The sequence below is a fragment of the Paenibacillus sp. NPDC093718 genome (assembly GCF_050279985.1).
Lineage (GTDB): Bacteria > Bacillota > Bacilli > Paenibacillales > Paenibacillaceae > Paenibacillus_AQ.
Genome location: NZ_JBNNUS010000007.1, coordinates 1 through 22,591 on the forward strand (window position 1 = coordinate 1; position 22,591 = coordinate 22,591).

The following is a 22,591-nucleotide window of genomic DNA, read 5'->3' on the forward strand; positions in this document are numbered from 1 at the left end:
GCCGTTTCGGAGTACAAGTTGTGAAAAATCCCCTCGAAGCCGGGAAATACTTGATCCAGCAAAGCCCGCGTATTCAACTTGGCCTGCACATATAATCCAGTCACAAACTCGTGCTGCCTTGTGACATGCTGAAGCTCAGTGTAGGTCTCTTCCGAAGTCCGGTGAGGATAGACTTCACCCCGGTAATACATCTCGGCCAGATGCCAGGCATCCGCCGCATCCGTTTTTACTTTACGCAGCTTGGTTCCTCTCGCTCTTTTGGACTGCAGGGGATTAACGATGCAGTGCGGAATCCCCACCTGAACCAGGAAGGCTACAAGCCCTCTGTGATAATGTCCGGTCGCTTCTAGAATAACCATGGGCATTTGACCGTTCTGTTCGTATATCAGCTCTGCACATGCTTTTAACCGAGCAAACCCTTCTGTGTCATGAGCCATGACCTCGGTTTTCCCAAACACTTCGTTCCTTCCTGTAAACGCTTGAAACACACTACTTCCTTTCGATACATCCACTCCAATTACTGGTTCCATACTTTCCTCCGCTCTTGGTATATTTGCCGGCACTCCCACGATGGTTCCAAACCCATAGCTTCGCTTGTGATACGGGGTCAAAAGCCCCTACCAGCTCAAACATGGTCATTGGACGGTAGTGGGGGAACAGTTTTTGTTTCGGGGTTTGCTCCCCTAAAAGCCCCACGTTCTCCCGGCTACCACCATCTTAAAGCACCTATAAAATTAGGCCAACCAAAATTTCTGGCTGACCTAATAATACGAAAAAGCCGCTAATTGCGACTATCAAAGGGAACATCTACTTTTCCCCCGACACATGAACGCACCGATTCCGGTCATTTACAACACTCCCTTCCTTCACTCTTTCTTTTTTTTGAAAAAATCGAACTTGATCACATAATCAAAGAGAGAGGTAATTACAACAACTCCAAGTGGAAACATTGCGTATGCCCATGGCGGATTCATTGGAGCTTCACCAGGGGGCGCATCAATTAAAATCTCAAAAAGAACAACACAGTAAATTACGGCCAATACAATACCTGTTACGTTCCTATCTTTTTTACGCATAGCTGTTTTTCACCTCCGTTAACATGAACAACCACTAAAAATAAATCCTCGTATGAAAATTCAAAATAATTATATTGCTTTAATTGTATTTAAACCATTTTCAAGCAATAATATGAGTTTGCCGTGCCACGAACATTCCTCTAAATCCATATGGGTAACTATTCCACAATTTATTTTAACACGAAATTGAATTCTACTACCCGTGGTCCGCCCCCGCCCACGCAATGCGCCACTCACCGGATTAACGCCGTTTAAGACGGCAAAGTCGTCAGCAGTCTGAATCCAACAGGCGTCGCTTGCCGGAGGTATATTCATCCATGTCGCGGTACCCATAAAAAACTGTAATCCATAATTGAATTCCACTGCCCGTTATCTTCCTTTATATCAACCATGCGAACGATCCTTAAACCGTCAAAATTGATCGTTAAAACCATTTTTGATTACACATCTGAGCAATCTCGGCGAGCTGTGAATACAATCAGCTCTCGTCATGATAAACAAAAAGGTTATCATTCAAAAGTTGGAAACGGGCAGTGCCTAAAACAGCAACTACCCGCTTAGCGGAATATCTCAACATAATCGGTGTCATCTTTGCCACTTTAACAGTAAGTATCCGCAAGCCTACCCTTGCGCTTCTAGTGCTTCAATAACGACTGCGAGAAACGCGAGCACGAGCCCCTGCCCCCATCCTTGTGCCCACTTCCGGTCGATGCCGAGATATCCTTCGATGTCGTTCATGACAGCCGTACCCCCGGATACGTTCAGAACCCTTCCGTTGTCCGCAATATTGGCAAGAACGCCATCCAAGGCTTTTCGCACATATTTCGCATGCAGCGGATTGCCCTGCATTACCATCGCCGCGGCGATCCCCGCTGTCGCGGATACTTCGCCGTAGGCCTCCGGGTAATTGAGTACGGTCCCCCACAAGCCGTCCTCATGCTGCAGCCGTTTAATCGCCGCCAGTTGGTCACGTAGTGAGCTCCATATGTGCATCATGGGAGGATAGAGGTAGCCTTCCGGCAGCCCCCGGGCCGCCCGCGACATCGTATAGGCCGCCCATGCGTTGGCACGCGCCCAATGAATGCCGGACATATGGTCTTGCTTGACATGGTTGTAGCCGTGGTACCACAAACCGGAGTCCTCATCCTGCAGGTAATGAATATGCCGTTCAAATTGATGGAGCGCGTCGTCAATGAGTGCCTTCTTCCCTAGCAGCACGCCGACCCGAAGCTCCAAGTATGCCGCCATGAACAGGGTATCCGCCCAGCACTGCTCAGGAAAGTCATTGTTAGCCGACACCGTATGTTGAAGGACCCGATCTCCGAACCGAAGAGCGTGATGTTCCAGATAATCGATCTTGCTTAAAATAATATCCAGATATTTTTGATCCTTCGTCTGTTCGTACAGAGTGAGCAGCATATGCCCCATCGCGCAGGTGTTCACGGTCCATCCTTCCGGAATGCCCGCTTCCAAGTATTCTTCAACCCAATCGATCATCCGTTTCAGGTAAGCATGTTCACCAGTCACGTCGAGCAGTCGGCTGACGCCGTAGAATGCGACGCCGCCCGGCCAGTCCCACGTCAAATCCATGCCGAACGTATAGTCTGCAACGCGCTCCGCAGTTTGCTTTAAATCTTCCGAAGTGAGTTCCAATTTCAGGTTCATATTGCCCTCCTTATCAGCAAGAGCTCCCGCTTTGCGGCAGGAGCTCCGAAGTTTTCGTTTACATTAATCCCGATTACCGGAATTGACCTGCGTCGATCGCTTTTTGCTTCTCGTCCAAGATCTCTTGATAGCCGGCATCGAGGAATTTCTGCTTGGCCGCTTCGTACTTCGCATCAAACTGGTCTTCCGGCGCAAGGACAATGTCCAGATACAGCTCCTGAAAGAGGTTGTTTAAATCTGCCTTATACTCGTTTACTTTCTCAAGAACTACGGTGAACAGCGGGTCCTGGATCTGATACGGTTTTATTTCTTGCCGATATTTTATCATGTCTTCGACAATTTGCTCGTAACCGGCAGGCGTCCAGTTGTTTTTGTTGGCTTTAAGCGTGAGTTCAGGTGTTTCAAATGTAGGCGCTTCCGTTATAAGTGCCCAATAGTCCTTGTTATTGTTCTGGGATAGTACGGATTCGCCCTTGAAATCCGGGTCTTTTACCGGCAGGCCATCGGAATCAAGCTTATAGTTTTCTCCTTCTACTCCGTTCTGCAGGAACATCAGGTTTTCCGGTTGACTCATCCACTCGAGATACATCCATACGGCTGCGCGCTCCTCCGTCGTTGATGCATGGTTGATTCCCATGATCAAGCCAAACGTCCAGTCGGCGCGGCCTTGCGGCACATTGCCCTCCGGCACACCAGTCCCAGGAGGAATTACAGCAAATTCAGCTCCCGGATTGTTCTTCAGTGTTGCTTCAAACACGTCGGTGTTATTGGTAATGTACAGTCCGTACGTGCCTGTATTGCCCGCAACAAACTCGGCCTTGAGCTTGTTATCATCGTCGCGAAGATAGAACTCTTTGTCAATAAGTCCATTATGATATTGATAACTTAAGTTACGCAACCATCCTTCGGTTGCCGAGGTCGTAAAGTCCGCAACAGATAGATCTGCATAAAGTGCGTGGACCTTCGGGTCGGTCGGCCAATCCCGGAAGCCATAGCTGTAGTTGAAAACATTTCGTGTCAGACCGGCCCCGGCAACGCCGATTCCTGCTTCCTTCCATTTCATGAGCATTTCATTGTACTTCTCAAGCGAGGTCAAGTCCTCAACCTTCATCCCCACTTTCTCCACCCAGTCTTTACGAATGATATTGACAAAGTTGCCATAGTTATTTAAGTCCGGACGCTTACCGAAGAAAAATGTATTTTTTCCATCGACGACGCCATATTGCTGAATCGTCTCGCTCATATTGCTCCAATAGGTTGGCGCATAGTGTTCAATCTCTTTCCAGTCCAACTCCTGCATAACACCTTCTCCGTAGTATGCAAGCGCCTGCGGCATGTCATAGTGAAAAATGATATCCGGCGCCTTGCCAGCTGCGAGCAGCTGCTGATAAGTCGTAACTTCGTTTGTGCGGGCGATCGGGGTGAACTTCACTTCGATGTTATATTTGTCGCCGAATTCCTTCTGAATCCAGCGCGTGTAGTAGTTATCGGTTACGTTCCAGCCTTCGAACGCTCGTTCATACACGGGAATTTCCATGGTAACTCGTTCCGGGAAACCTTGCGAATAATCGGGATAGCTGCCTGCGGCGTTTTGGTTTGGGCTGGTACCCTCATCGGTTGGAGAAGGCTCCTTCGAGCTATTGGTACTATTCCCCGTACAGCCTGCCATAAGAGCGGCAATGAATAGTAAAGCCATAAACATAGACATGATCTTCCGTTTGCTCATCGTATATCCCCCTTTTTAAATCTCATCCTATCGCTGCAAAAGAATCTCAAGCACTATTCCTTGATAGCCCCAAGCATGACTCCCTGGACAAAATACTTCTGAATGAACGGATAGACGCAAATGATTGGTAAAGTCGCAAATACAACACATGCTGCTTTGAGCACTTCCGGATTGCTCAGCGAGACTTGCGTCATCTCAAGTTGAAAGCTCTCGCTTGCCTGAACAACCAAGTAATACAATTTCAACTGCAACGGCCGCAGATCGACATTATGCTTAATGTAGAATAGGGCATCCTGATAAGCGTTCCAGCGTCCGACCGCGTAAAAAAGGGACAATGTCGCCAGAATCGGCTTTGAGAGCGGTAGTACGATGCTGAACAGGATCCGGAAATGCCCCGCTCCATCCATCCGAGCCGACTCTTCCAGGCTGACCGGAATATTGCTGGAGATCGAAGTCCTCAATATCAGCAGGTTGAACGCGCTAAAAGACAGCGGCAAGATGAGGGACCATATCGTATCGAGCATCCCCAGGCTGTTGATCAGCATATATTCGGGAATAATGCCGCCGCCAAAAAACATCGTAAACATAAAGATGAAGGTAAAAAATGAACGGCCCTTAAGCTGCTTTCGCGATAGCGGGTATGCTGCACAAATAGTGACGATCATACCGATAATGGTGAACAGCACCGTAATAACAACGCTTACATAAAGAGACCTCAGAATACTCTGATCAGCGAAAACTTTGCCGTAGGCCTCCAGCGTGAAACCTGCTGGCCAGAGAAACACCTTGTTAGCAATGACGTAAGCGTCTTCGCTTAAAGATTTTGCAACGACATGAACGAAAGGAAGCAAACAAGCAAGTGAGGCAGCAATAAGAAAGAGACGGATCAGGATATCCCATAAGTCCAGTTTCCTGCTGCGGCGAACGGCATAGCTGCTAACGGATGTTTTCATCGCTTCCCTCCTTTCTAAATGACACCGTCTTCGCCCAATTTCTTCGCAACCCGATCAGCAATTAATATAAGGATGAGCCCCACGACAGCCTGGAACAACCCGAGAGCGGTTGCTCGGCTGAAGTTCCCGCCTTCAATTCCCCAGCGATATACCAAAACGGGAATGGTTGTGGTGAACTCCGTAGTGGCTTTATTCGCTAAGGCAAAGACACGCTCAAAGGAACCTGCCATCACGTGGCCCAAGTTCAAAATCAGCAATGTCACGATCGTTACTCGGATCGAGGGCAGGGTTATGTTCCACATTTTCCGCCATCGGCCTGCACCATCCACGACTGCCGCTTCATACAACTCTGGGTTAATGCCGCTTATTGCGGCCAGATAGATGATCGTCCCCCACCCCATGCTCTGCCATACGCCAATGAAAACATAACTGATCAGCCAATTGGCGTCTTCTTGAAGGAACGGAATGCGTGTCCCTCCCAGATGCGCGATCAAATTATTGATCATACCGGTTCCTTCACCCAATAATTGATAAGCAATTGCGCCGATAATGACCCAGGACAGAAAGTGCGGCAAATAGAGCAGGGTCTGATTTACCCGCTTGAATAGAACATTCTTGACCTCATTAAGTAATAATGAGAGCACAATCGGCATTGTAAAGCTAAATAAGAGGTCCGACACATTCAGCAGAAGCGTGTTGCGAATTGCGCGACTGAATTCGGATTTTGCGAATATGTCTTGAAACACTTCGAATCCGACCCATTCGCTGCCCCAGAATCCCTTGGCAATCTTAAAATCCTTAAATGCAAGCACGAGACCGCTCATCGGCGCGTACTTAAAAACCAATACAAACGATAGAGGAATGAGGAGCAGGAAGTAGAGCTGCCAATCCCGACGAAGATAATAGAGAATCCCCAGTTTCTTATTTGTTAAGGAGATTGAAGCGGTTTCATTTTTGGATGCAGTGACTAGACCTTTCAAAATCTCACCTCCTCCATACACGATCTCCCCGACTCGGTTTCCTAGTTCAGTAACCTCGAGGTTGGACTTATCATATCGCCCCGATCGTCCGCAGGTAAACGCCGAATATTGATACATTTCCGTCATGATTGATTCCATATGTAGCCGATTCGATATTCAAGTGAGCACAAGAATCAGTATTGACTAATCGAATCAAATGTTGCGTTATATAACGCTTCACTATGAAATCGGATTGGTTGAATCCTCACGATGTTCTGGACCTCTGCATCTTATAGCTGCTCGGCGGCATCCCTTCAAATTTTCGGAACAGACGGTTGAAGCTTCGAACATTCATGCAGCCTACCTCGGATGCAATCTGCGCGATTGACAGGTTACTGTTCAGAAGCAGCTCTTTTGCCTTCTCGATCCGCAGCAAGTTGAGATAGTCCGATATGCTTTTCCCCGTTTGTTCGTAGACAATTTTTCGCATGTAGGAGTAACTGATTCCGATTTCCTTAGCCATCTCATCAAATACGATTTCTTCACGGTAGTGCTCATTCAAATAATGAATAATTCGCTCGGCGTATTTGTTGGATGCGCCCGGCGAGCGCGTTAGGTAGTGAACAATCTCGCTGTAAAATCCAATAACATATTCTTCAAGCTCATCAAGCGTATCAAAAGAAGCTAAGGCAGCGTAAATGTTGCCCCGTCTCGAGAATATCCGCACTGTGCTGACATTATTCTCTCTCAGATGTTTAATGGTCACGCCGACCAATTGATGATAGATGAACAAGATGTTATCGTAGGACACGTATTCGGCAGAGCGAATTTCGTCACGAATAATTCTCAGTTCTTCGATGATGCTGTCCAGATCGCCATTGCCAAGGAAGTTGAGTATTCGTCTTTCGCTGTTAGCGGGATAGATATATTTTTTGTCCCGCGGTTCCTCTTCCTTCCAGTACGTTATACCGCCGCTGCCGGCGATCATCCGCTGTTTGATCGCTTCCAATGCCTCTGCAAGCCGATCCGAGACCATACCTATTGAATCTGCCGGACTACTTACGCCGATCGTTACGGAGTGCTCCAGCAATTCAGCCCCAGTGTTCCTCATCCTGTCCAGTGCTTTAAGAATGCCGGTTCTATGGTTGTCATCTTCCTCCTGTCTGTAGTTGATCAGAACTACAAAGTGACCGTCACCATGATAGACGCAGCGCGAATAAACCTCTTTCGGGAACAAATGATCACATTTCGAGAGAAGCAGGTAGCGATGGTAGCTGCGAGTTTCCGGATTGTTCCGACTGATATAGTTTCGATAGCCATCGATTGAAACGACGGCAACAAGAAAGTGCGAAGCCGGAAAGATTTCTTCGGCCTGAGGCGTCACTTCCCCCCGCAGCAAACTATGAATGGCGTGGCTCTGGGCATCCTGCTCGCGGATGCTCAGCAGCTTGTAAAGACCTTCCTCCTCTTCTTGCATTCGTCTGAATGCCGCCTCCAGGAATACAAGCTCATTTTTATCCTGTACCCCTGGATTGACGCGTCCGCGAATTGTTCGGACCAATTCCCTGGCTGGCTTGGACAACCATGTTGCAATAAATACGGTCAGAATGGATCCCGCAAAAATTATAACAATCGTAAGCAAGATGATTCCTCTCTGCATAGAGTGGGGTTTGTTCATCAGTTCGTCGACTGAGTATATACTCACGTTGGTCCAACCGAATTCGTTCGAACGGGACCACGCGTACAGCAATCGCTCGCCGCTTAACTCCCGAAACATGTAGCCTTCATACAATTTTTGTCTGGCGATATCGCGAATAAACGGCTCCTCATAGGCGTTCCTGAGCAACAAACCCTTGTCATGATGGGAGATGATAGTACCGCTTGGCTTCATGAGCAAATAGCCTTGTTTCCCCGATTTCGTTGATCGCAAATACTGCTCGATTTGACGCTCCTTCAAATTGACCACAATCGTTCCGCGTGTAGCTGTTGAAAGACGGTTTAGAGGCAGTGCAAACGATATTACGTTTACTCCCGAATCAAGCCTGCGCGGATACCATACGCCTCGTATCCCTTTTTGCTCAAGAAGCGCCTCGTTCAGCCAATCGATGGATTCGTATTTGTCCAAACTCGTAATGCCTTTGTCCGTGGAAATCACGTAATTCGCATCGTCGAGGTAAAAGAAAGACGAATACACCCCATCGACGCTCTGATTCAGATTCAACAATTCCTTGAGCACCGCCATCGCTTTGCTCACATTCATATAATCCGTCTTGAGCTCGGCAAGGGACTTGAACGGGCGGACTCGATCGAAGATATCGGTGCCGCCAAGGCGTACCGTATTCTGGGACAAATTGTTAAGAGCGTTCTCGTTTAGTTCGCGATTGGCATTTAATTCTGCAAGCGAAGTTTCCGCGAAGGCATGCTCCGAATTCCGTAGAATCTGAGAGCTGCTATACCAGGTTAAAATTGCCATCGGAATGGCCATGATGCAGAACAGGATCAATGCCAATTGCATCATCATCGGAATTCTCTTCATTGGACCCCTCCATCCCTTTAATAGGTTGAATTAGAACCAGTAGCCATTGTTCTTACACTTTATTGACTTTCTAAAACGTCTTTCATATGTATGAATTTTTTAAAAGTCCTACCATCCTCAGACTGGCCCTACGTTGCTTATTACGAAATAAGCTGAGCCACCAGAAGGCCTCAGCTTATAGTCATTGTAAACCTGTAAGATAATGAAATTAATTGTATTTCGACAGACAGGTGAAGATCTATGTCAAGGTAGCCTAGAATCTCTGCACCATTATCACCGTTCCAAGTTCCTCTCTTTAATTATTTTGTCTTCCGTTGACTTTCTTAATATCACCTCCTCCAGTAAAGTTTACTTTCTTAGATAAATCCGGAAAATATAAATTAGATTATTAAGCGCTTACATTTTTACGGGCAAAAATAGTACTTTAACCTATAAATATAATCCATTTATCAGGCGAATCCTCAAGCATGCACATCTTTACGCACCACCTGGACTTGAGTGTCCTTGTGGTGGTATCCTCTTATGTTACGCCTAAATTACTAATCTAGTAAATCACCATTAATGATATTCTTTACCAAAATCTGATCCACTTCTATTAATGAAATCATTTTTTGCCTTGATAATCAATAATGACATACTCGATTTCTATTCTTGACGGGGGAACGTCACCACAGTACAGGTCCATTCTTTGCTTCACATCACACTTTAAAGTTTTTCATTTCAAGACTTAGCGCAACTTAATCTCTAAACAGCGCTCGCCCGCTTAATTACCAAGCGAGGGCTGTTTTTAAAGTGATATTAAGGCTATCAGCTATATTTCGAGAAGGGTTGGGAACTTTTCCAATAATCACTTGTATGCAAGCACATGATTCAATATATTAGAGTATGTTGGTTACAATAAATATTTTAACGCGAAGGAGGCGAACAACTTGCCATTCGTTGCGAGCAACTATAGCGAAGTACCTTTGCATTTTGCATATAAACGGAAAAGCGTAAACTACGAGCATAAAGAAACCTTTCATTCCCACCTTGGCGTTGAATTATTGTATATCCATCAAGGAAAAGGCCACATGATTGTTAACAACAATCAATACGAGATCAAACCTGGCATGCTTTGTATTTTTCAACCATACCAACTCCATCATCTAAAACTTGAGTACGCTGAGGGCCAGTCTTTTGAACGTTCGCTTGTTATCTTCGAACCAACCATGTTCGAAAACTATTTCGAAAAATGGCCATCGCTCCGCACTTTCTATAAATTTATATATTTAGGAAAGCTCCCATTTCCGTGTTTATATGAACATGGTGAGGATCTCAACAGCTTGGACAATATCTATAAGAGTTTGAATGATAACTTAATAAAACGATCTGAGGCAGAAAGATTTGAAGAATTCTCGCTATTTCTTGTGGCGCTTTTTCGCACGATAAAACATGTTTGGGAAGAGCGGACAGATAGCTCACTTTACCAAACTCTACGTATAAATCATCAGGTCGAAAATTTGCTATCATGGATCGAGGCCAATTATATGGTCCCATTCCGGCTGGATGATATGGCCAAATCGCTGCATTTATCTCCTAATCACATATCGCATCTTTTCAAAGAAGCAACCGGAATCAGCATATCTGAGTACATAGCAACCCGTAGAGTGCATCAAGCCGTTCTGCTGTTAACGACAACAAAAAAACCCATCTCTCTCATAGCCGAGAAGATTGGGTTAGCGAATAGCTCATATTTTTGTAAACTGTTCAAATTGCACACGGGAATTACCCCTCACCAATATCGAAAAAAATGGACAAGAAATTAACCTTTCTATCTTTATGGATTGCATGGTTTATCGGCAATGTAACATTCCGCTCTTGTTATACAGATTACATCTCCCTTTCCCCAAGTCTTCCAGTCGTAATTTCCAGATCATCAAAATTCTCAACATGACGGTTCTTCTCGTAAAAATAGGTAGCGTTTTTTAGCACCCCCTCTCTCGTATAAAAAGGATCATCCGGCTGTAGTGGCAGTTGGACGATCGCGCCGGTACTTGCAGATTTAAATATGCTCATAATCAACTCGAGTGTGTCGCGTCCGCTGATTCCGTCAATGAGCACGGAGGTATTCGTAGTTATGGCTGTTAATACATTATCAATTTGTGCCGTATGTCCCGTATAACGAAGATCTTGCAAGCTGTCGTAATATTGCTTGATTCTTGATTCCAACTCCTGATTCTGAATAGGGAATCCGTTAGGTTTTGAAGTTGATGCATGAAGTTTCCATGGAGCGGATATTCGGGCATTCGCTCCTTGGAAAATGATCTGCTGCTCTTCACCATGATGTACTGCTGAGCTTGTGATTTGTCCAAGAGTTCCATCTGGATAACGCAGCATTGCGATCGATAAATCTTCAACTTCGGCATTATCATGCGCAACATTGCTCATCATGGCTTGAACCTGATTAGGACGCCCCCGCATCCATAGCAAAGCATCGATGTGGTGTACCGCATGATTTAAAGTAGGGCCTCCTCCTTCCTTCTCCCATGTTCCACGCCACCACAAGTCATAATAACAGTGTCCACGCCACCAAAAGGAATCAACCTGGGCATGAAGAATCTTGCCGGCTAGGCCGCTATCTAGAACAGACTTTAATTTCATCAACGGGTTTGTAAATCGATTTTGAGCAATAATGGACACCAGTTTGCCGTTTATACGGGCTGCCTCGTTAATGTCGTCGCATTCCTTAAGTGATGAGGCCATCGGTTTTTCGATGATGATATGACTGCCCGCTTTCAAAAAATCAACGGCGATTTCTGCATGTAAGTACGGTGGGGTGCAAATGGATACAAGATCGATTTCATCTTGGAGCAATTCTTTGTAATCATGAGTGTACTTCGCATCGAGTCCATGCTGTTCTATCCTTGATTTGGCCTTCTCGAGGAAAACATCGCATACTGCTACAATTTTACAGCGATCTTTGAATTCCAGATAACCTCCAATATGTGCATTCGAAATGGCTCCAGCTCCGATTATTGCCACCTTTAACATGTAAATCCCTCCTCATGTTTAACTCACTGAACTTCAAGATAATCATAAATGATACTCCAATTTATTAGTCCTTCTATGTTGTTAAAAAATAACGCTGTATTGCGGTTATGACTATGTAAAAAACCAATAAAATAATGTCTCAGGATAAAAGCAGTGCTGGGATTCCACCATTTCCGTCACCCCCCAATATTTTCAACTACAAACGGATCTCAATCTCAATTCCAGGAATTACGATGAGCGGTGATTTTCAAAATTGGGGAGCACAACGCCGCTTCTGCTTATGCCAATTTGGGGGATTGTTCTGGGGGCAGCAACCATTTGCTACGATTACCGGAGGCAAGAGAAATGCCGTCAATGCACATGATACGGGGTATCCCGTGATTCGGGTTGCTCGATCCGGACCTATCTCTTAACTACGATAGCTTCCAGGCAGGAATCAGCAATTGGAAGTGAAAGAAATAAAAAAAATTCACCCTTGTGGGCGAATTTTTTCTTTTTGGCTATAAAATTGTATGAAAATCTAGATTTATAAATAGGCAATCCCCTACGATTAGCCTTGCAGGAAGCGAATCAGTGCGCTGTTAAATTCTTCTGCATGTGAGGCATTGAAGCCGTGCGGACCGCCCTCGACAACTACGAGCTCACTGCCAGCAACAAGCTTATGCGCACGCTCAGCGCTGACCACCAATGGTACGATCGCATCCGAATCACCGTGAATGAAGAGCGTCGGCACCTGGAACTTTGCCAGATCCCCGCGGAAATCGGTTTGGCTGAAAGCGGCGATGCAGTCCAGTGTTCCTTTTGGCGAAGCGCCTGCAGCAATGTTTAGGTTATAGACACGGAAGGCTTCGCTGACCAGGTCGGTCCGGTCACCAGCTGCGAAGAAGTCACGGGTGAATCCGTCGATGAAAGCCAGCCGGTCGGTCTTGACGCCGTCTTGGAGACTAGCAATAGTCGCATCATCGAACCCGCCTTCTGGATGCTCCGCTGTCTTGTGCAGGTACGGCGGAACAGCGCCCGCGAATACTGCCTTTGTAACGCGCTCATCGCCATAGGTTCCGATGTATCTGGCTACTTCTCCTCCACCCATCGAGAAACCGACAATCGTTGCATCCTGCAGATCGAGGTGGGTGATGACCTTGTGCAAGTCCGCCGCGAAGGTGTCATAGTCGTAACCGCTCCATGGCTGGGATGACTGACCGAAGCCCCGGCGATCGTAAGTAATCACGCGATACCCGGCTTCCACCAGCGCCGGGACCTGTTTCTCCCAAGAGCGCCCGCTGAGCGGCCATCCGTGAATGAGCACAACCGGTTTGCCTGCTCCATGATCCTCGTAGTACAACTCGATAGGTGCTCCATTTTCGATTCCTACTGTTACTTTTGCCATCTGAATCTCCTCCAATACTTATTTTATTTTGCAAAATATTATTTTGCGCAATACACTTACTGGTGTCATCATACCTCGGATAAAATATATTGTCAACAATTTAATTTTGCGAAATATAATTTTCAATTCTGACCGTTTTTTATAAGATGTAGCCAAACAAAATACATGCTAAGGAGTTGATGATCCATGAGCTTATGTGAGGATAGGAGCGGCTTGAAAATCAGTTGGGCTTCCTGCTTGTTGCTTGTTCCCGAGGAATATACGACTATTTCGATCTCAACCCATTATCCGCAATACTTGGTTTATTCTTCTCATCTTGTGGGAGATTAATACAGATAGTAACAGAGTTTGGAAAGGAACTGGACCAGGACCCCGGTACGCTGACCCCGTTGCTTAGACGCCTGGAGTTGATGAGGCTATTAGGCGCCGTCGTGACGCTGCAGATGAACGTGTGGTTAATGTCACTATTACCAAGGAAGGTGAGGCGCCGCAGCATTCAGTGGCGTGCATACCTAGAGTACTGCTTCGATCTTCGGGTATGACGGAATAGGAAATGGGAGAGCTGAATAAAATCATCCTACGTCTGCAGCATAGTGTGACTACCGCGACATCCAAGTAAACTACAGCCGGGAGATACAAACAGGGACTCGAATAATATATTTTGTAAAATTTAATTTTGAAAAATATATCTTGATATGTTAAAATATGATTAACAAGCTAATAAACCATCCTTACAGATCGAGGTAACCACTATGGATAACAATTCGCAGAATATAAAACTGGAAGAACACTTGTGCTTTTCGTTGTACGCATGTTCCCGGGCAATCCTAAGGCTCTATCGCCCATACTTGGATGAACTTCAACTTACGTATCCGCAATATCTGGTTCTGCTAACGCTATGGGAGAAGCAGCAGCTTACAATTAAGGCACTTGGAGATGCTCTTGATCTTGATACCGGTACGCTGACCCCTCTGCTCAAACGAATGGAAGGAGCCGGGTTGCTTGAGCGGCGTCGTGACTCTGTAGATGAACGGGTAGTAAATATTCGCATTACAGAGCAAGGCAAAGCACTCCAGGAAAAAGCCACTTGCATCCCCCAGTCCTTAATCGCTTCTTCTGGCATGTCTATGGATGAAATCCAAGAGCTAAATGTGATGATTAAACATCTGATGCAGCAAGTAAATTCTTCGTCTTTAGAGTAATTTGATAGGTAAATTTAGAAGGGCAGCCATTTAAGGCTGCCCTTCTGCTTAATGATCATCAGCATACATCTGTACAATGATCCATATTTTGTGAAGTAGTCTCCCCCCTTCGGAACGCCGATCGGGCAGCAAGTTCACGCTATACTCCTCACTCTCGTTCTAACTCATACCGTTGCGCTAAACAGTCCATGAGCTTTATGAAAAAGGAGAAGTTTCAACCGGCCAACTGCTCCTTGCTGTTTTGGAATAGCGTTTCCCGTTTAAGTTGATCCCTCCGCTCCATTTTATACGGATTGATTTTCTTTACTCTTCATTCTTAACCCTACTACGCTCTCGTAGCCCGCATTTATGCTGCCGAGCGGAAACTTCCCGCTGCCGTATAAACCGTGGTAATCCGTTCCTCCGGTAACCACGAGATCAAACCGTTCCGCCAAAGCGAGACATCTCGCGATATCTTCTTCATTATGGGACGGATGGTACGCTTCAATGCCTTGCAAGCCATGTGCAACCCATTCTTCCACCGCACCGAAGTTGCCCAGTTGACCGGGATGGGCCAGCACCGGAACCCCGCCTGCGGCTGCAATCGCCCGGATGGCATCGACGGCATCCACGTACTGGATCGGAATATACGCGATTCCCGGCGGTTTGCCTGAGTCGCCTCGGGCGAACAACCGTTTTTCAAGCTCACCGTGAATCTCATTGCAATATCCTTGATCCATGAGCGCATGCATAATGTGCTGCTTGTAAACGGCAGATCCGTGAAGCGCATATTTCGTCACCTGTTCCCAAGTAATAGAATAGCCTTCCTGAATGAGACGCTCCACCATTTGTTCAGAGGCGGCGTGCCGTTGCCGTAGGGTGGGTTGACAGAGAGACGTCAAGTCTGGATGACCGGGCTCCACACCGTACCCGAGAATATGCGCTCTTCCGCCGCGCACACGGTCCGACGAAGTAATTTCGATGCCAGGAATAATGTCGACGCCGTGGATCCTTCCCCACTCCATCGCCTCTGCAAGCCCCGCTGTCGTATCATGGTCAGTAATCGCCAAGTGCGTGACTCCCGCCTCCTTCGCCATGATTACGACTTCTTCAATGGAATACGAATTATCAGATACATGGGTATGACAATGTAAATCTACAATCGGATTCGTATGTTCGTTCATGAATTAGCAGCCTCCCTCGAAGCGTAAGAACTGTACTCCATCCTCTTCAGACGATCCGTTAACGTAGGCCATTGAGACTCATAGATCTCCCGAAGCTCATGCACGAAATAACCGTCGACAGAGCCTCCTAGCCAACCAAGGAGATCCCGCACAGGGATCGCTCCGTCGCCGATGGGCGCATGCATATCTCCCCGCCCGAGGACCAAGAGCTCATTCTGGTTTTTTTCCGTAGAATAGCATGCTCGGCCGAAATTGTCGTGAACATGCATATGAACAATATAAGGACGAATCGCCTCGATCTCAGCTTGCAAATCCAGACCATACATACGGGAAGCAAGGAAGGCATGCCCCGTATCCAGTGTGATCCCCACATTCGGATGGCTGATCGTGCGGACCTGCTCCGCCAGCAGATGCGGATAGACCGAATAACAATAATCGGGACAGTCTAGATAAGGACGCATATTTTCCATGCCGATCCGGACATTTAATTCGGCAGCCCGTTGGCCGGCATCCCGCATTACCGCTCTTTCTTCCGCCATCAATCGTTCCTTGGCGCCATCATTTAAGACAGGCCATTGATGTGAATATAAAAATGTTTCTTCGCCTACATACCGGCCTACATGATAGACCATCGTTTCGGCTCCAATAGCGCCAGTGATCTCTAAAGAGGCCATCAGCCCCAGCCGATCGATGTTGCGATCCTCACTGCGGAAAAGATTAATATTGAAAGGAGCATGTGTCGTATAATGCAGCGGAAATTGCTTCAAAGCTTCAATGTAAACGAGCAGACGGCTCTCATCGATACAGCCGTTACGGATGAGCTTCATCCCTTGAATCGGAATTTCAACGCAATCAAAACCCAGCATATTGATTTTCTCCAGCTTTTTCTTAAGAAGCTCTAGGTTTCCCACCGATTCGTTAGGAGCTAAACTGACACCTATCCCTCTAGTTTGCATACTCACCATTCCTTCTTAGTAGGCGGAAACCGCAGAAAATTGTTGGTACTCCATCTGGCACACCTTATTTCCGCCGACCCATACGCTGTCAATCATCGGTCGTTCCCCATGGAAGCCCGCTATGATCAAATCGGCGTTTTTTCCCAGCTCGATTGAGCCTGTTAGCGAATCGATGCCCAATGCTTTCGCCGGGTTCAGCGAGACCATGTTTACCCCGTGGTGTAATTCAAATCCAAGCTGATGCAGCCGGAACACGGATTGCAGCATCGCCGGCGGGTAATAGTCGGAGCATAAAATGTCCACAACGCCCTCTTTGATCGCTTCAAGAGCGGAAAGATTATTGCTATGGGATTTGCCAAGCATGACATTGGGCGCTCCCATGACAACGTACATTCCGCGCCGTTTAGCCTCAATCGCCACGGATAAGTCCACCGGAAATTCGCTAATGGAAGCATTCCATTGCGTAACGATATCTAACTTCTCGATGGAATCGTCGTCGTGTGAAGCCAGCGGAACGCCTGTGAGATCGGCAAGTTCGGCCAACCGTTGAAGCGTATCGAAGCTAGTCTTCTCCCGACTCTTCCTCTCTTCGAAGATTTGCAGCACTTCTTCTTCCGTCTTCTGCTGCCGCTGCATAATGAAGCGCTTGTGAACCTCCAGATCTCGGTATTGTCCTTGTCCCGGCGTATGGTCCATAAACGACAGCTGATCGATTGCCCTCTCCTGCAAAAATTGTTCAATGAAAGGGACCGCATTCTTATTCGTAATTTCGAACCGGATATGGATCCGGTTGTGGATCAGTCGCGGCCGCTCGTTCATACGGTGAATTTCTTGAACGTACTGCGTAACGCTTGAATTGCGCCGCGCCATATTGGAAGCACCATCATCCCACATGCTTAAAGAGTGGTAGATGGTCGTAATGCCTTGCCCCGCCAGCTTCCGTTCCAGCTCCGGAAAAGACCACTCGATCGGAAACCGGCTGGAAGGCCGCGGCTGCATCTCATGTTCAATCGCGTCGCTGTGCGTATCAATCATGCCAGGAAGAATCCAGCACCCCGACGCGTCGACATCCCGCAGCCCATGGGGGCCTGTGTTCGCTCTGCTAATTTCCACAAAGAGGCCGTTCTCCACGACGATCGTTCCGTTCTCGATCGTACCCTCCGGCGTTACAATGTTCCCGCCGTATATTCTCAAGACATCGTCTGCCATGTTTTCCCTCCAAAACCCTCGAAGTTACTAGCTGGTTATAGCCTCTTGCTTCCACTGGGTTAAATCTAAAATGTCATCGGCGATTTGGCCCATTACCTCCCAATCGTGGAATACGCCGAGCATCGTTGTTCCTTCATCCTTCATTTCACGCAAGATCGATAACACGATTTCCTTCGTTTGGTTGTCTAGGGACGCCGTAGGTTCATCCAAGACTAACAGCCTCGGCTGCGCGATTAAGGCTCTTGCCAGATTTACGCGCTGCTGCTCTCCTCCGGAGAAGGTAGCGGGAAACGCATCCCACAGCTCCTTTGGTATCCGCAGCCTGCTCAGCATATCTCTTGCTTTCGCGCGGGCGCTCTCCAGGTCATATCCCTTCGGAAGCAGCCGCTCAGCGACGACATCCTGTGCGGAAACACGAGGAATGACCTTCAGGAATTGGGTCACATAGCTCATCTCATTCCGGCGCAGATGGATGATTTGTCGTTCGTCGGCTTGCGCCAGATTGACACGGCCGTAGCGTTCGGAGTCATACCAGATGTTCCCGCTCGTCGGCAGATAGCTGCGATACACACACTTCAGAATGGAAGATTTGCCGATGCCGCTCGGACCGGCAATGCCTAGAAATTGTCCTTTCGGAATGTGAAAGGACAGATCAAAGAATGGATTAACAACCATTCGTTCCGTTAACGACAATTCGAAAGTTTTAGATAATCTTTCAACTGTGAGCACATTTTCACCGCTTTCGTTTTTCATCTGAATTCGATATCCGCTTGTTCGTTATAGCAGCGAATGTACCAGCAATTGCGAATAAGCGTTTTGGGGATCCTCAAGGATCTGGTCGGTCAGCCCTTGCTCGATGATGGTTCCGTTACGCATGACAACGGTCCGGTCCGCAAGCATGCGGATGACGCCCAGGTCATGGGACACGACGATCATCGCGACCTGAAGCTCTCTTTGAATGCTTCGGATCAAATCAAGCACCTTGGCCTGGACGGATAAATCAAGTCCGGTCGTTACCTCATCCAAGAGGAGGATGGGCGGACGGTTCGCCAAGGCTTTGGAAATTTGCACTCGCTGCTGCATCCCGCCGCTAAACTGCTTCGGCGGCTCATCCATTCGCATAACCGGAATTTCCACGCGCGTGAGCAGCTCGGATGCACGTTCGCGGATGTTGCCCACATGAAAATGTCCTGCGGCAAACAGCTTCTCGGCGATATTCCCGCTTGAGGAATAGTTCATTCGTAATCCCAAATACGGGTTTTGGTACACCATACCCATCAGATGATTGCGAATGTAGCGCTTCTGCTGCGACGACTCGGCAAAGACGTTCGACTGTCCGTCCTTGTAGGTGGAGATCGTCATGGAGCCCGAGCTCGCTTCCTCATCGAAGTAAATGCATTTCACCATCGTGCTCTTCCCCGATCCGCTCTCCCCTACAACACCCAAAATTTCTCCTGGGTACAGGTCCAAATCGATGGACCGGCACGCCCAAACCGTTCCGCAATAACGACAACGAGCCGATAGCTCCTGGCTTTGCAAAGGCTGCTCGCAATACTGGCAGCCGGGCCCGAACCGCTTGGTCAATCCGCGTACCTCCAGCAGCTTTCTCTCCGTGCTTGCGCTCATCTACTCCCGACTCCCTTCGCATCAATGGCCGTCTGCGCTTGCTTTCGGTTTTGATGTTTCTTGCAATGCGCGGTATCCGAGCATTGATAAAGCTGGCTGCCTGTCTGTTCGTCGGTCACTTCATCCAGGAATGTTGTCGTGCTTCCGCAATGGCGGCACGATTTTCCTTCGAACGATTCCTTCTTGAACCGGTAGTCCTCAAACTGCAAAGGCTGTACATTCGTGTACGGGGGAACCGCGTAAATTTTCTTCTCTCTTCCCGCTCCGAACAGCGTCAGATGGTCCGCTTGATGCAGCTTCTCGTTGTCCCAGCGCGGAATCGGACTTGGCGCCATAATGTACCGGTCGTGCACCATCACGGGATAGTCCGCGCCCAAGGTAATATCGCCCCACTTCACGATACCTTCATACAACGTCAGCCAAACGGCGCTGTAATCCATCTCTGCATGCTGGCGTCTTGTCATCCGCTCGCTGCGCTCCACCTTTCGAAGCGGCTCCGGCTGCGGCACTTGCAAAACAAGTATTTGCTTCTCCGTCAGACGCTCTTCGGGGATCCGGTGACGGGATTGAATAACCGTCGCTTCGGCCGTATCCTCCGTCGTGCCGATGCCGCTCGTCTCCTCGACCAACCGCCGGATGCTGACCGCGTTGACGCTGTCGTCATTCCCTTGATCGATGACCTTCACTACATCATCCTTGCCGATGAGCGAAAGCGTCAGCTGTAATCCGCCTGTCCCCCACCCGCGTCCAATCGGCAGCTCCCGGGACGCAAAAGGAACCTGATAACCGGGAATGGCCACCGCTTTCAGCGATTTTCTGCGTATTTCCCGCTTTGAACCTTCATCAAGAAATGCGAAATTATATGCTGCTGGTTTGAAGTTCGGACGCATTCGGCTCCCCCTCTTTCTGTTTTGTATCCAATCTCGTCTTCGTATCCCGTATGCGATCCAATGAGGATTGGAATGTAATGTAATGCGGCAGTTTGAGATGGGAGACGAAGCCCGCCGACTCCACACTGTCAATGTGGATAAGAACAAACTCCTCATCCTGGGCAGGGGCGGTCCCGCTGGTTTCCAGACTCCGCTCGAGAATCGCCATCGCGATCCCCTTTAACTCATTTTGGCCGAAACACAGTCCGTAACCGAGAAGAAATTGAACATTCCCCGATTCTTTGTCCTGAGTAAACGAGTTGATCGTTTCCACTTCCGTTAGAAGCACTTCGCCGATATAGATCCCTTCACCCTCATCCGAAGCATGATCCAGCGGATATGGAATATACACTGGCACATATCCTACCCGAAGCTCTCCGATCGTCGGATGCACCGCTCCGTAGCCTCTCATGCTGCTGTAAGCGAGCGCCGTCATCGCGCCGGTCTCTCCCCGGGAAAGCGCCTGCAGGCGGGCAGAACGGGTGGTTGGGAAAGAAAGCTTCTCTCTGGTAATATCGAACGGCTCGAGCTCCGCTTGCGATTCCGTGCGCTTCATCAGCCCTTGTTCGCGAAGCAAATCCGCTACTTTCATGAAGGTTAGCGTTTCCGACTGTTCCGGCGAATCCGACTCCTCCATCGCGGCTTCTCCCCAATATTCCTCGACAAAACGGCGGATGTCGTCTGCATTCTCCTCTCTCAGGGAAAAATTCAGCATCCGGTGTGTGTAATCGTTCGTCGGCCCCAGCAGCTGCCCGCCCGGAATGTCGCGGAACGATGAGGAAATCCGGCGAATAACCCGCATTTGCGACGGTTCGATCGTCAAGGAGTAATGATTACGCGGCAAGGTAGACCGATACGCCCGAATCAAGAAGGCGGCTTCCGAAGGATCCCCCTCAGCCTGCTTAAGCGCCAAAGCCGCATAATCCGGCGAATACATGCCGCCCTCGCTCATGATTCGATCCACCAAGAGACGCATTTGCTTCTCGATCGCTTCTACCGGAAGCTCGAACGCCGCATCCTTCAAACGATAATAATTTATCAGTTTTTCGGCTTGGGCAATGGCTTCTTGCCCCCCGGTGACTGCAACGTATGCCATTTACCGTTCCACCTCCTTGAGGTTTGTCGTCCGAGGCAGCGCAACCAGATGACCCTCGCCGTTATAAAGAATGAGATCGATGCCGACCGGATATTCCCCGTTCGCCCTTTCCCGTTCTGTCAACCATTCCGCTGTTAATCCGACAACACGGCATTCGTTTTCTATGGCAATCCCCGGTCCAGACAGCGCCAGCCGCCGTTCATTCGTTCCCTGTTCCTCTGCAAAGCCCGTCACTTTTAACAGTAACGTCGCGCTAGCATCCGGACCTTCGTGCGTTCCGCATTTAACGGATTGGATGATTCGCGCAATGGCCTCCGCATCCATATCGCCGTCCGCAAACACATAATCGGCATCGTTCATCGGCGCTACCGGACTGAACGTCATTCTCCGGATGTAATCCGGCAGCAGCGCAGCTTCCGCCATTTGAACCGCATGGCTGACTTCCGCGTCAAGCAAGGTGAGTGCAATGCCCGCCGCTGTGCGGTTAAACGCTAAGGAATCGTCTAATTTTTGTATGACAGGTCCGATATCCTGCACGGTTCCGGGGAAGGCCATTGCTTCCAAGAGCGCACGATAAATGTGCTGCGTGTCATGCACGGCGTCGAATCGATCGGAAGTCTCCAAGGCAGCAGCCCACTCTTTAACGTTTTCCATATGCTTCCTCCATCGTGTCGAAATTTACCTTCGTCTGCATAACCAATTCCCTATCCTGCAACAGCCGAGTAGCGATGCGCTCCTCTTCGGTCCTCAATACGGAGATCCAGTCCTTCGTTTCCGGCAAAGAGGCGTTCATGGCGGCATCGATGACAGCCAGCTCATATGCTTTTTCCGCATCCTCGCCGATGAGTGCTCCAAAGCCGTGCGTCCCCTGAATGTCTACGATGCATTCCGACACCAGAATTTCACCCATAAAGAAAGGCTGCTGGGAAACCACATCTCTCGCTTTGCTCATCACCAGCGATTTCTCCGGCGTTCTGACGATTGCAACGGGATAACGCTCCTCAATTTCGCCGCTCAGCTTACGTAGAAGCTCGCGGTCCCCTTCGATCAGCACTCGTGTAATTTGAGATTTCTTCAA

21 protein-coding genes are annotated in these 22,591 nt (G+C 48.3%); 2 read left to right on the top strand and 19 right to left on the bottom strand.

The genetic code is table 11. The features are described 5' to 3' along the window. The 8 genes from ACQKPA_RS20680 to ACQKPA_RS20715 form a co-directional block, all read right to left on the bottom strand. Nucleotides 1-530: IS110 family transposase (locus tag ACQKPA_RS20680; protein ID WP_427494381.1), on the bottom strand; the 530-nt coding region annotated here is incomplete at its 3' end. Nucleotides 531-866: 336 nt separating this feature from the next. Then, nucleotides 867-1,076: a hypothetical protein gene (locus ACQKPA_RS20685; RefSeq protein WP_427494383.1), complete on the bottom strand. Its 210-nt coding sequence runs from the start codon at nucleotides 1,074-1,076 to the stop codon at nucleotides 867-869. 69 nt (nucleotides 1,077-1,145) lie between these two features. Continuing rightward, entirely contained in the window at nucleotides 1,146-1,439 is a 294-nt protein-coding gene (locus ACQKPA_RS20690; protein WP_427494384.1) for a hypothetical protein, read from the bottom strand. A 258-nt stretch (nucleotides 1,440-1,697) separates the two neighbouring features. Beyond that, nucleotides 1,698-2,741, bottom strand: a complete 1,044-nt coding sequence (locus ACQKPA_RS20695; protein WP_427494385.1) for a glycoside hydrolase family 88/105 protein — start codon at nucleotides 2,739-2,741, stop codon at nucleotides 1,698-1,700. 73 nt (nucleotides 2,742-2,814) lie between these two features. Next, nucleotides 2,815-4,467: an extracellular solute-binding protein gene (locus ACQKPA_RS20700; RefSeq protein WP_427494386.1), complete on the bottom strand. Its 1,653-nt coding sequence runs from the start codon at nucleotides 4,465-4,467 to the stop codon at nucleotides 2,815-2,817. Nucleotides 4,468-4,520: 53 nt separating this feature from the next. Then, nucleotides 4,521-5,420 carry a carbohydrate ABC transporter permease gene (locus ACQKPA_RS20705; RefSeq protein ID WP_427494387.1) on the bottom strand — a complete coding sequence of 300 codons (900 nt, stop codon included), beginning with the start codon at nucleotides 5,418-5,420 and terminating at the stop codon, nucleotides 4,521-4,523. A 14-nt stretch (nucleotides 5,421-5,434) separates the two neighbouring features. Then, nucleotides 5,435-6,526 carry an ABC transporter permease gene (locus tag ACQKPA_RS20710; protein ID WP_427494388.1) on the bottom strand — a complete coding sequence of 364 codons (1,092 nt, stop codon included), beginning with the start codon at nucleotides 6,524-6,526 and terminating at the stop codon, nucleotides 5,435-5,437. Nucleotides 6,527-6,644: 118 nt separating this feature from the next. After that, nucleotides 6,645-8,915, bottom strand: coding sequence for a helix-turn-helix domain-containing protein (locus ACQKPA_RS20715; protein WP_427494389.1), 2,271 nt, complete (start codon nucleotides 8,913-8,915; stop codon nucleotides 6,645-6,647). A 929-nt stretch (nucleotides 8,916-9,844) separates the two neighbouring features. Here ACQKPA_RS20715 and ACQKPA_RS20720 point away from each other — a divergent pair. Further along, on the top strand, nucleotides 9,845-10,720 hold the full coding sequence (locus tag ACQKPA_RS20720) for an AraC family transcriptional regulator (RefSeq protein WP_427494390.1): 876 nt from the start codon (nucleotides 9,845-9,847) through the stop codon (nucleotides 10,718-10,720). Nucleotides 10,721-10,784: 64 nt separating this feature from the next. On the opposite strand, the gene ACQKPA_RS20725 is transcribed toward ACQKPA_RS20720, so the two are convergent. Beyond that, nucleotides 10,785-11,945 carry a Gfo/Idh/MocA family protein gene (locus tag ACQKPA_RS20725; protein ID WP_427494391.1) on the bottom strand — a complete coding sequence of 387 codons (1,161 nt, stop codon included), beginning with the start codon at nucleotides 11,943-11,945 and terminating at the stop codon, nucleotides 10,785-10,787. Nucleotides 11,946-12,495: 550 nt separating this feature from the next. Next, nucleotides 12,496-13,332 (bottom strand): alpha/beta fold hydrolase, encoded by an 837-nt coding sequence (locus tag ACQKPA_RS20730; RefSeq protein WP_427494392.1) that lies wholly within the window; start codon nucleotides 13,330-13,332, stop codon nucleotides 12,496-12,498. A gap of 752 nt (nucleotides 13,333-14,084) precedes the next feature. Here ACQKPA_RS20730 and ACQKPA_RS20735 point away from each other — a divergent pair. After that, a complete protein-coding gene (locus ACQKPA_RS20735; RefSeq protein WP_427494393.1) occupies nucleotides 14,085-14,534 on the top strand; it encodes a MarR family winged helix-turn-helix transcriptional regulator in 450 nt (149 codons plus the stop codon). A 284-nt stretch (nucleotides 14,535-14,818) separates the two neighbouring features. Here ACQKPA_RS20735 and ACQKPA_RS20740 read toward each other — a convergent pair whose 3' ends face one another. From ACQKPA_RS20740 to phnG, 9 genes are read right to left on the bottom strand one after another with little or no spacing between them, the layout of a single operon-like run. Next, the gene (locus ACQKPA_RS20740; RefSeq protein ID WP_427494394.1) at nucleotides 14,819-15,697 is read right to left on the bottom strand and encodes a PHP domain-containing protein; all 879 of its coding nucleotides are present in this window, start codon (nucleotides 15,695-15,697) and stop codon (nucleotides 14,819-14,821) included. After that, nucleotides 15,694-16,653, bottom strand: coding sequence for a sugar phosphate isomerase/epimerase family protein (locus tag ACQKPA_RS20745; protein ID WP_427494395.1), 960 nt, complete (start codon nucleotides 16,651-16,653; stop codon nucleotides 15,694-15,696). The genes ACQKPA_RS20740 and ACQKPA_RS20745 overlap by 4 nt, the downstream gene beginning before the upstream one ends. A 15-nt stretch (nucleotides 16,654-16,668) precedes the next feature. Beyond that, nucleotides 16,669-17,862 carry an alpha-D-ribose 1-methylphosphonate 5-triphosphate diphosphatase gene (locus ACQKPA_RS20750; protein WP_427494396.1) on the bottom strand — a complete coding sequence of 398 codons (1,194 nt, stop codon included), beginning with the start codon at nucleotides 17,860-17,862 and terminating at the stop codon, nucleotides 16,669-16,671. Between the two features lie 27 nt (nucleotides 17,863-17,889). After that, nucleotides 17,890-18,615, bottom strand: coding sequence for a phosphonate C-P lyase system protein PhnL (locus ACQKPA_RS20755; protein WP_427494397.1), 726 nt, complete (start codon nucleotides 18,613-18,615; stop codon nucleotides 17,890-17,892). Nucleotides 18,616-18,639: 24 nt separating this feature from the next. Further along, complete coding sequence (locus ACQKPA_RS20760) at nucleotides 18,640-19,488, bottom strand: ATP-binding cassette domain-containing protein (RefSeq protein WP_427494398.1); 849 nt, start codon at nucleotides 19,486-19,488, stop codon at nucleotides 18,640-18,642. Continuing rightward, a complete protein-coding gene (locus tag ACQKPA_RS20765) occupies nucleotides 19,485-20,378 on the bottom strand; it encodes an alpha-D-ribose 1-methylphosphonate 5-phosphate C-P-lyase PhnJ (protein ID WP_427494399.1) in 894 nt (297 codons plus the stop codon). Before ACQKPA_RS20765 ends, ACQKPA_RS20760 begins: the two co-directional genes overlap by 4 nt. Beyond that, nucleotides 20,347-21,513 (bottom strand): carbon-phosphorus lyase complex subunit PhnI, encoded by a 1,167-nt coding sequence (locus ACQKPA_RS20770; protein ID WP_427494401.1) that lies wholly within the window; start codon nucleotides 21,511-21,513, stop codon nucleotides 20,347-20,349. Before ACQKPA_RS20770 ends, ACQKPA_RS20765 begins: the two co-directional genes overlap by 32 nt. Continuing rightward, the gene (gene phnH, locus ACQKPA_RS20775; RefSeq protein ID WP_427494402.1) at nucleotides 21,514-22,167 is read right to left on the bottom strand and encodes a phosphonate C-P lyase system protein PhnH; all 654 of its coding nucleotides are present in this window, start codon (nucleotides 22,165-22,167) and stop codon (nucleotides 21,514-21,516) included. Continuing rightward, on the bottom strand, nucleotides 22,154-22,591 hold the full coding sequence (gene phnG, locus ACQKPA_RS20780) for a phosphonate C-P lyase system protein PhnG (protein WP_427494403.1): 438 nt from the start codon (nucleotides 22,589-22,591) through the stop codon (nucleotides 22,154-22,156). The genes phnH and phnG overlap by 14 nt, the downstream gene beginning before the upstream one ends.

What these genes read in the sequence shown, in the direction of transcription:
- ACQKPA_RS20685 (WP_427494383.1), bottom strand. Translation starts at nt 1,076, where the DNA reads ATGCGTAAAAAAGATAGGAACGTAACAGGTATTGTATTGGCCGTAATT.
- ACQKPA_RS20695 (WP_427494385.1), bottom strand. Translation starts at nt 2,741, where the DNA reads ATGAACCTGAAATTGGAACTCACTTCGGAAGATTTAAAGCAAACTGCG.
- ACQKPA_RS20700 (WP_427494386.1), bottom strand. Translation starts at nt 4,467, where the DNA reads ATGAGCAAACGGAAGATCATGTCTATGTTTATGGCTTTACTATTCATT.
- ACQKPA_RS20705 (WP_427494387.1), bottom strand. Translation starts at nt 5,420, where the DNA reads ATGAAAACATCCGTTAGCAGCTATGCCGTTCGCCGCAGCAGGAAACTG.
- ACQKPA_RS20710 (WP_427494388.1), bottom strand. Translation starts at nt 6,526, where the DNA reads ATGACGGAAATGTATCAATATTCGGCGTTTACCTGCGGACGATCGGGG.
- ACQKPA_RS20715 (WP_427494389.1), bottom strand. Translation starts at nt 8,915, where the DNA reads ATGAAGAGAATTCCGATGATGATGCAATTGGCATTGATCCTGTTCTGC.
- ACQKPA_RS20725 (WP_427494391.1), bottom strand. Translation starts at nt 11,945, where the DNA reads ATGTTAAAGGTGGCAATAATCGGAGCTGGAGCCATTTCGAATGCACAT.
- ACQKPA_RS20730 (WP_427494392.1), bottom strand. Translation starts at nt 13,332, where the DNA reads ATGGCAAAAGTAACAGTAGGAATCGAAAATGGAGCACCTATCGAGTTG.
- ACQKPA_RS20735 (WP_427494393.1), top strand. Translation starts at nt 14,085, where the DNA reads ATGGATAACAATTCGCAGAATATAAAACTGGAAGAACACTTGTGCTTT.
- ACQKPA_RS20740 (WP_427494394.1), bottom strand. Translation starts at nt 15,697, where the DNA reads ATGAACGAACATACGAATCCGATTGTAGATTTACATTGTCATACCCAT.
- ACQKPA_RS20745 (WP_427494395.1), bottom strand. Translation starts at nt 16,653, where the DNA reads ATGCAAACTAGAGGGATAGGTGTCAGTTTAGCTCCTAACGAATCGGTG.
- ACQKPA_RS20750 (WP_427494396.1), bottom strand. Translation starts at nt 17,862, where the DNA reads ATGGCAGACGATGTCTTGAGAATATACGGCGGGAACATTGTAACGCCG.
- ACQKPA_RS20755 (WP_427494397.1), bottom strand. Translation starts at nt 18,615, where the DNA reads ATGAAAAACGAAAGCGGTGAAAATGTGCTCACAGTTGAAAGATTATCT.
- ACQKPA_RS20760 (WP_427494398.1), bottom strand. Translation starts at nt 19,488, where the DNA reads ATGAGCGCAAGCACGGAGAGAAAGCTGCTGGAGGTACGCGGATTGACC.
- ACQKPA_RS20765 (WP_427494399.1), bottom strand. Translation starts at nt 20,378, where the DNA reads ATGCGTCCGAACTTCAAACCAGCAGCATATAATTTCGCATTTCTTGAT.
- ACQKPA_RS20770 (WP_427494401.1), bottom strand. Translation starts at nt 21,513, where the DNA reads ATGGCATACGTTGCAGTCACCGGGGGGCAAGAAGCCATTGCCCAAGCC.
- phnH (WP_427494402.1), bottom strand. Translation starts at nt 22,167, where the DNA reads ATGGAAAACGTTAAAGAGTGGGCTGCTGCCTTGGAGACTTCCGATCGA.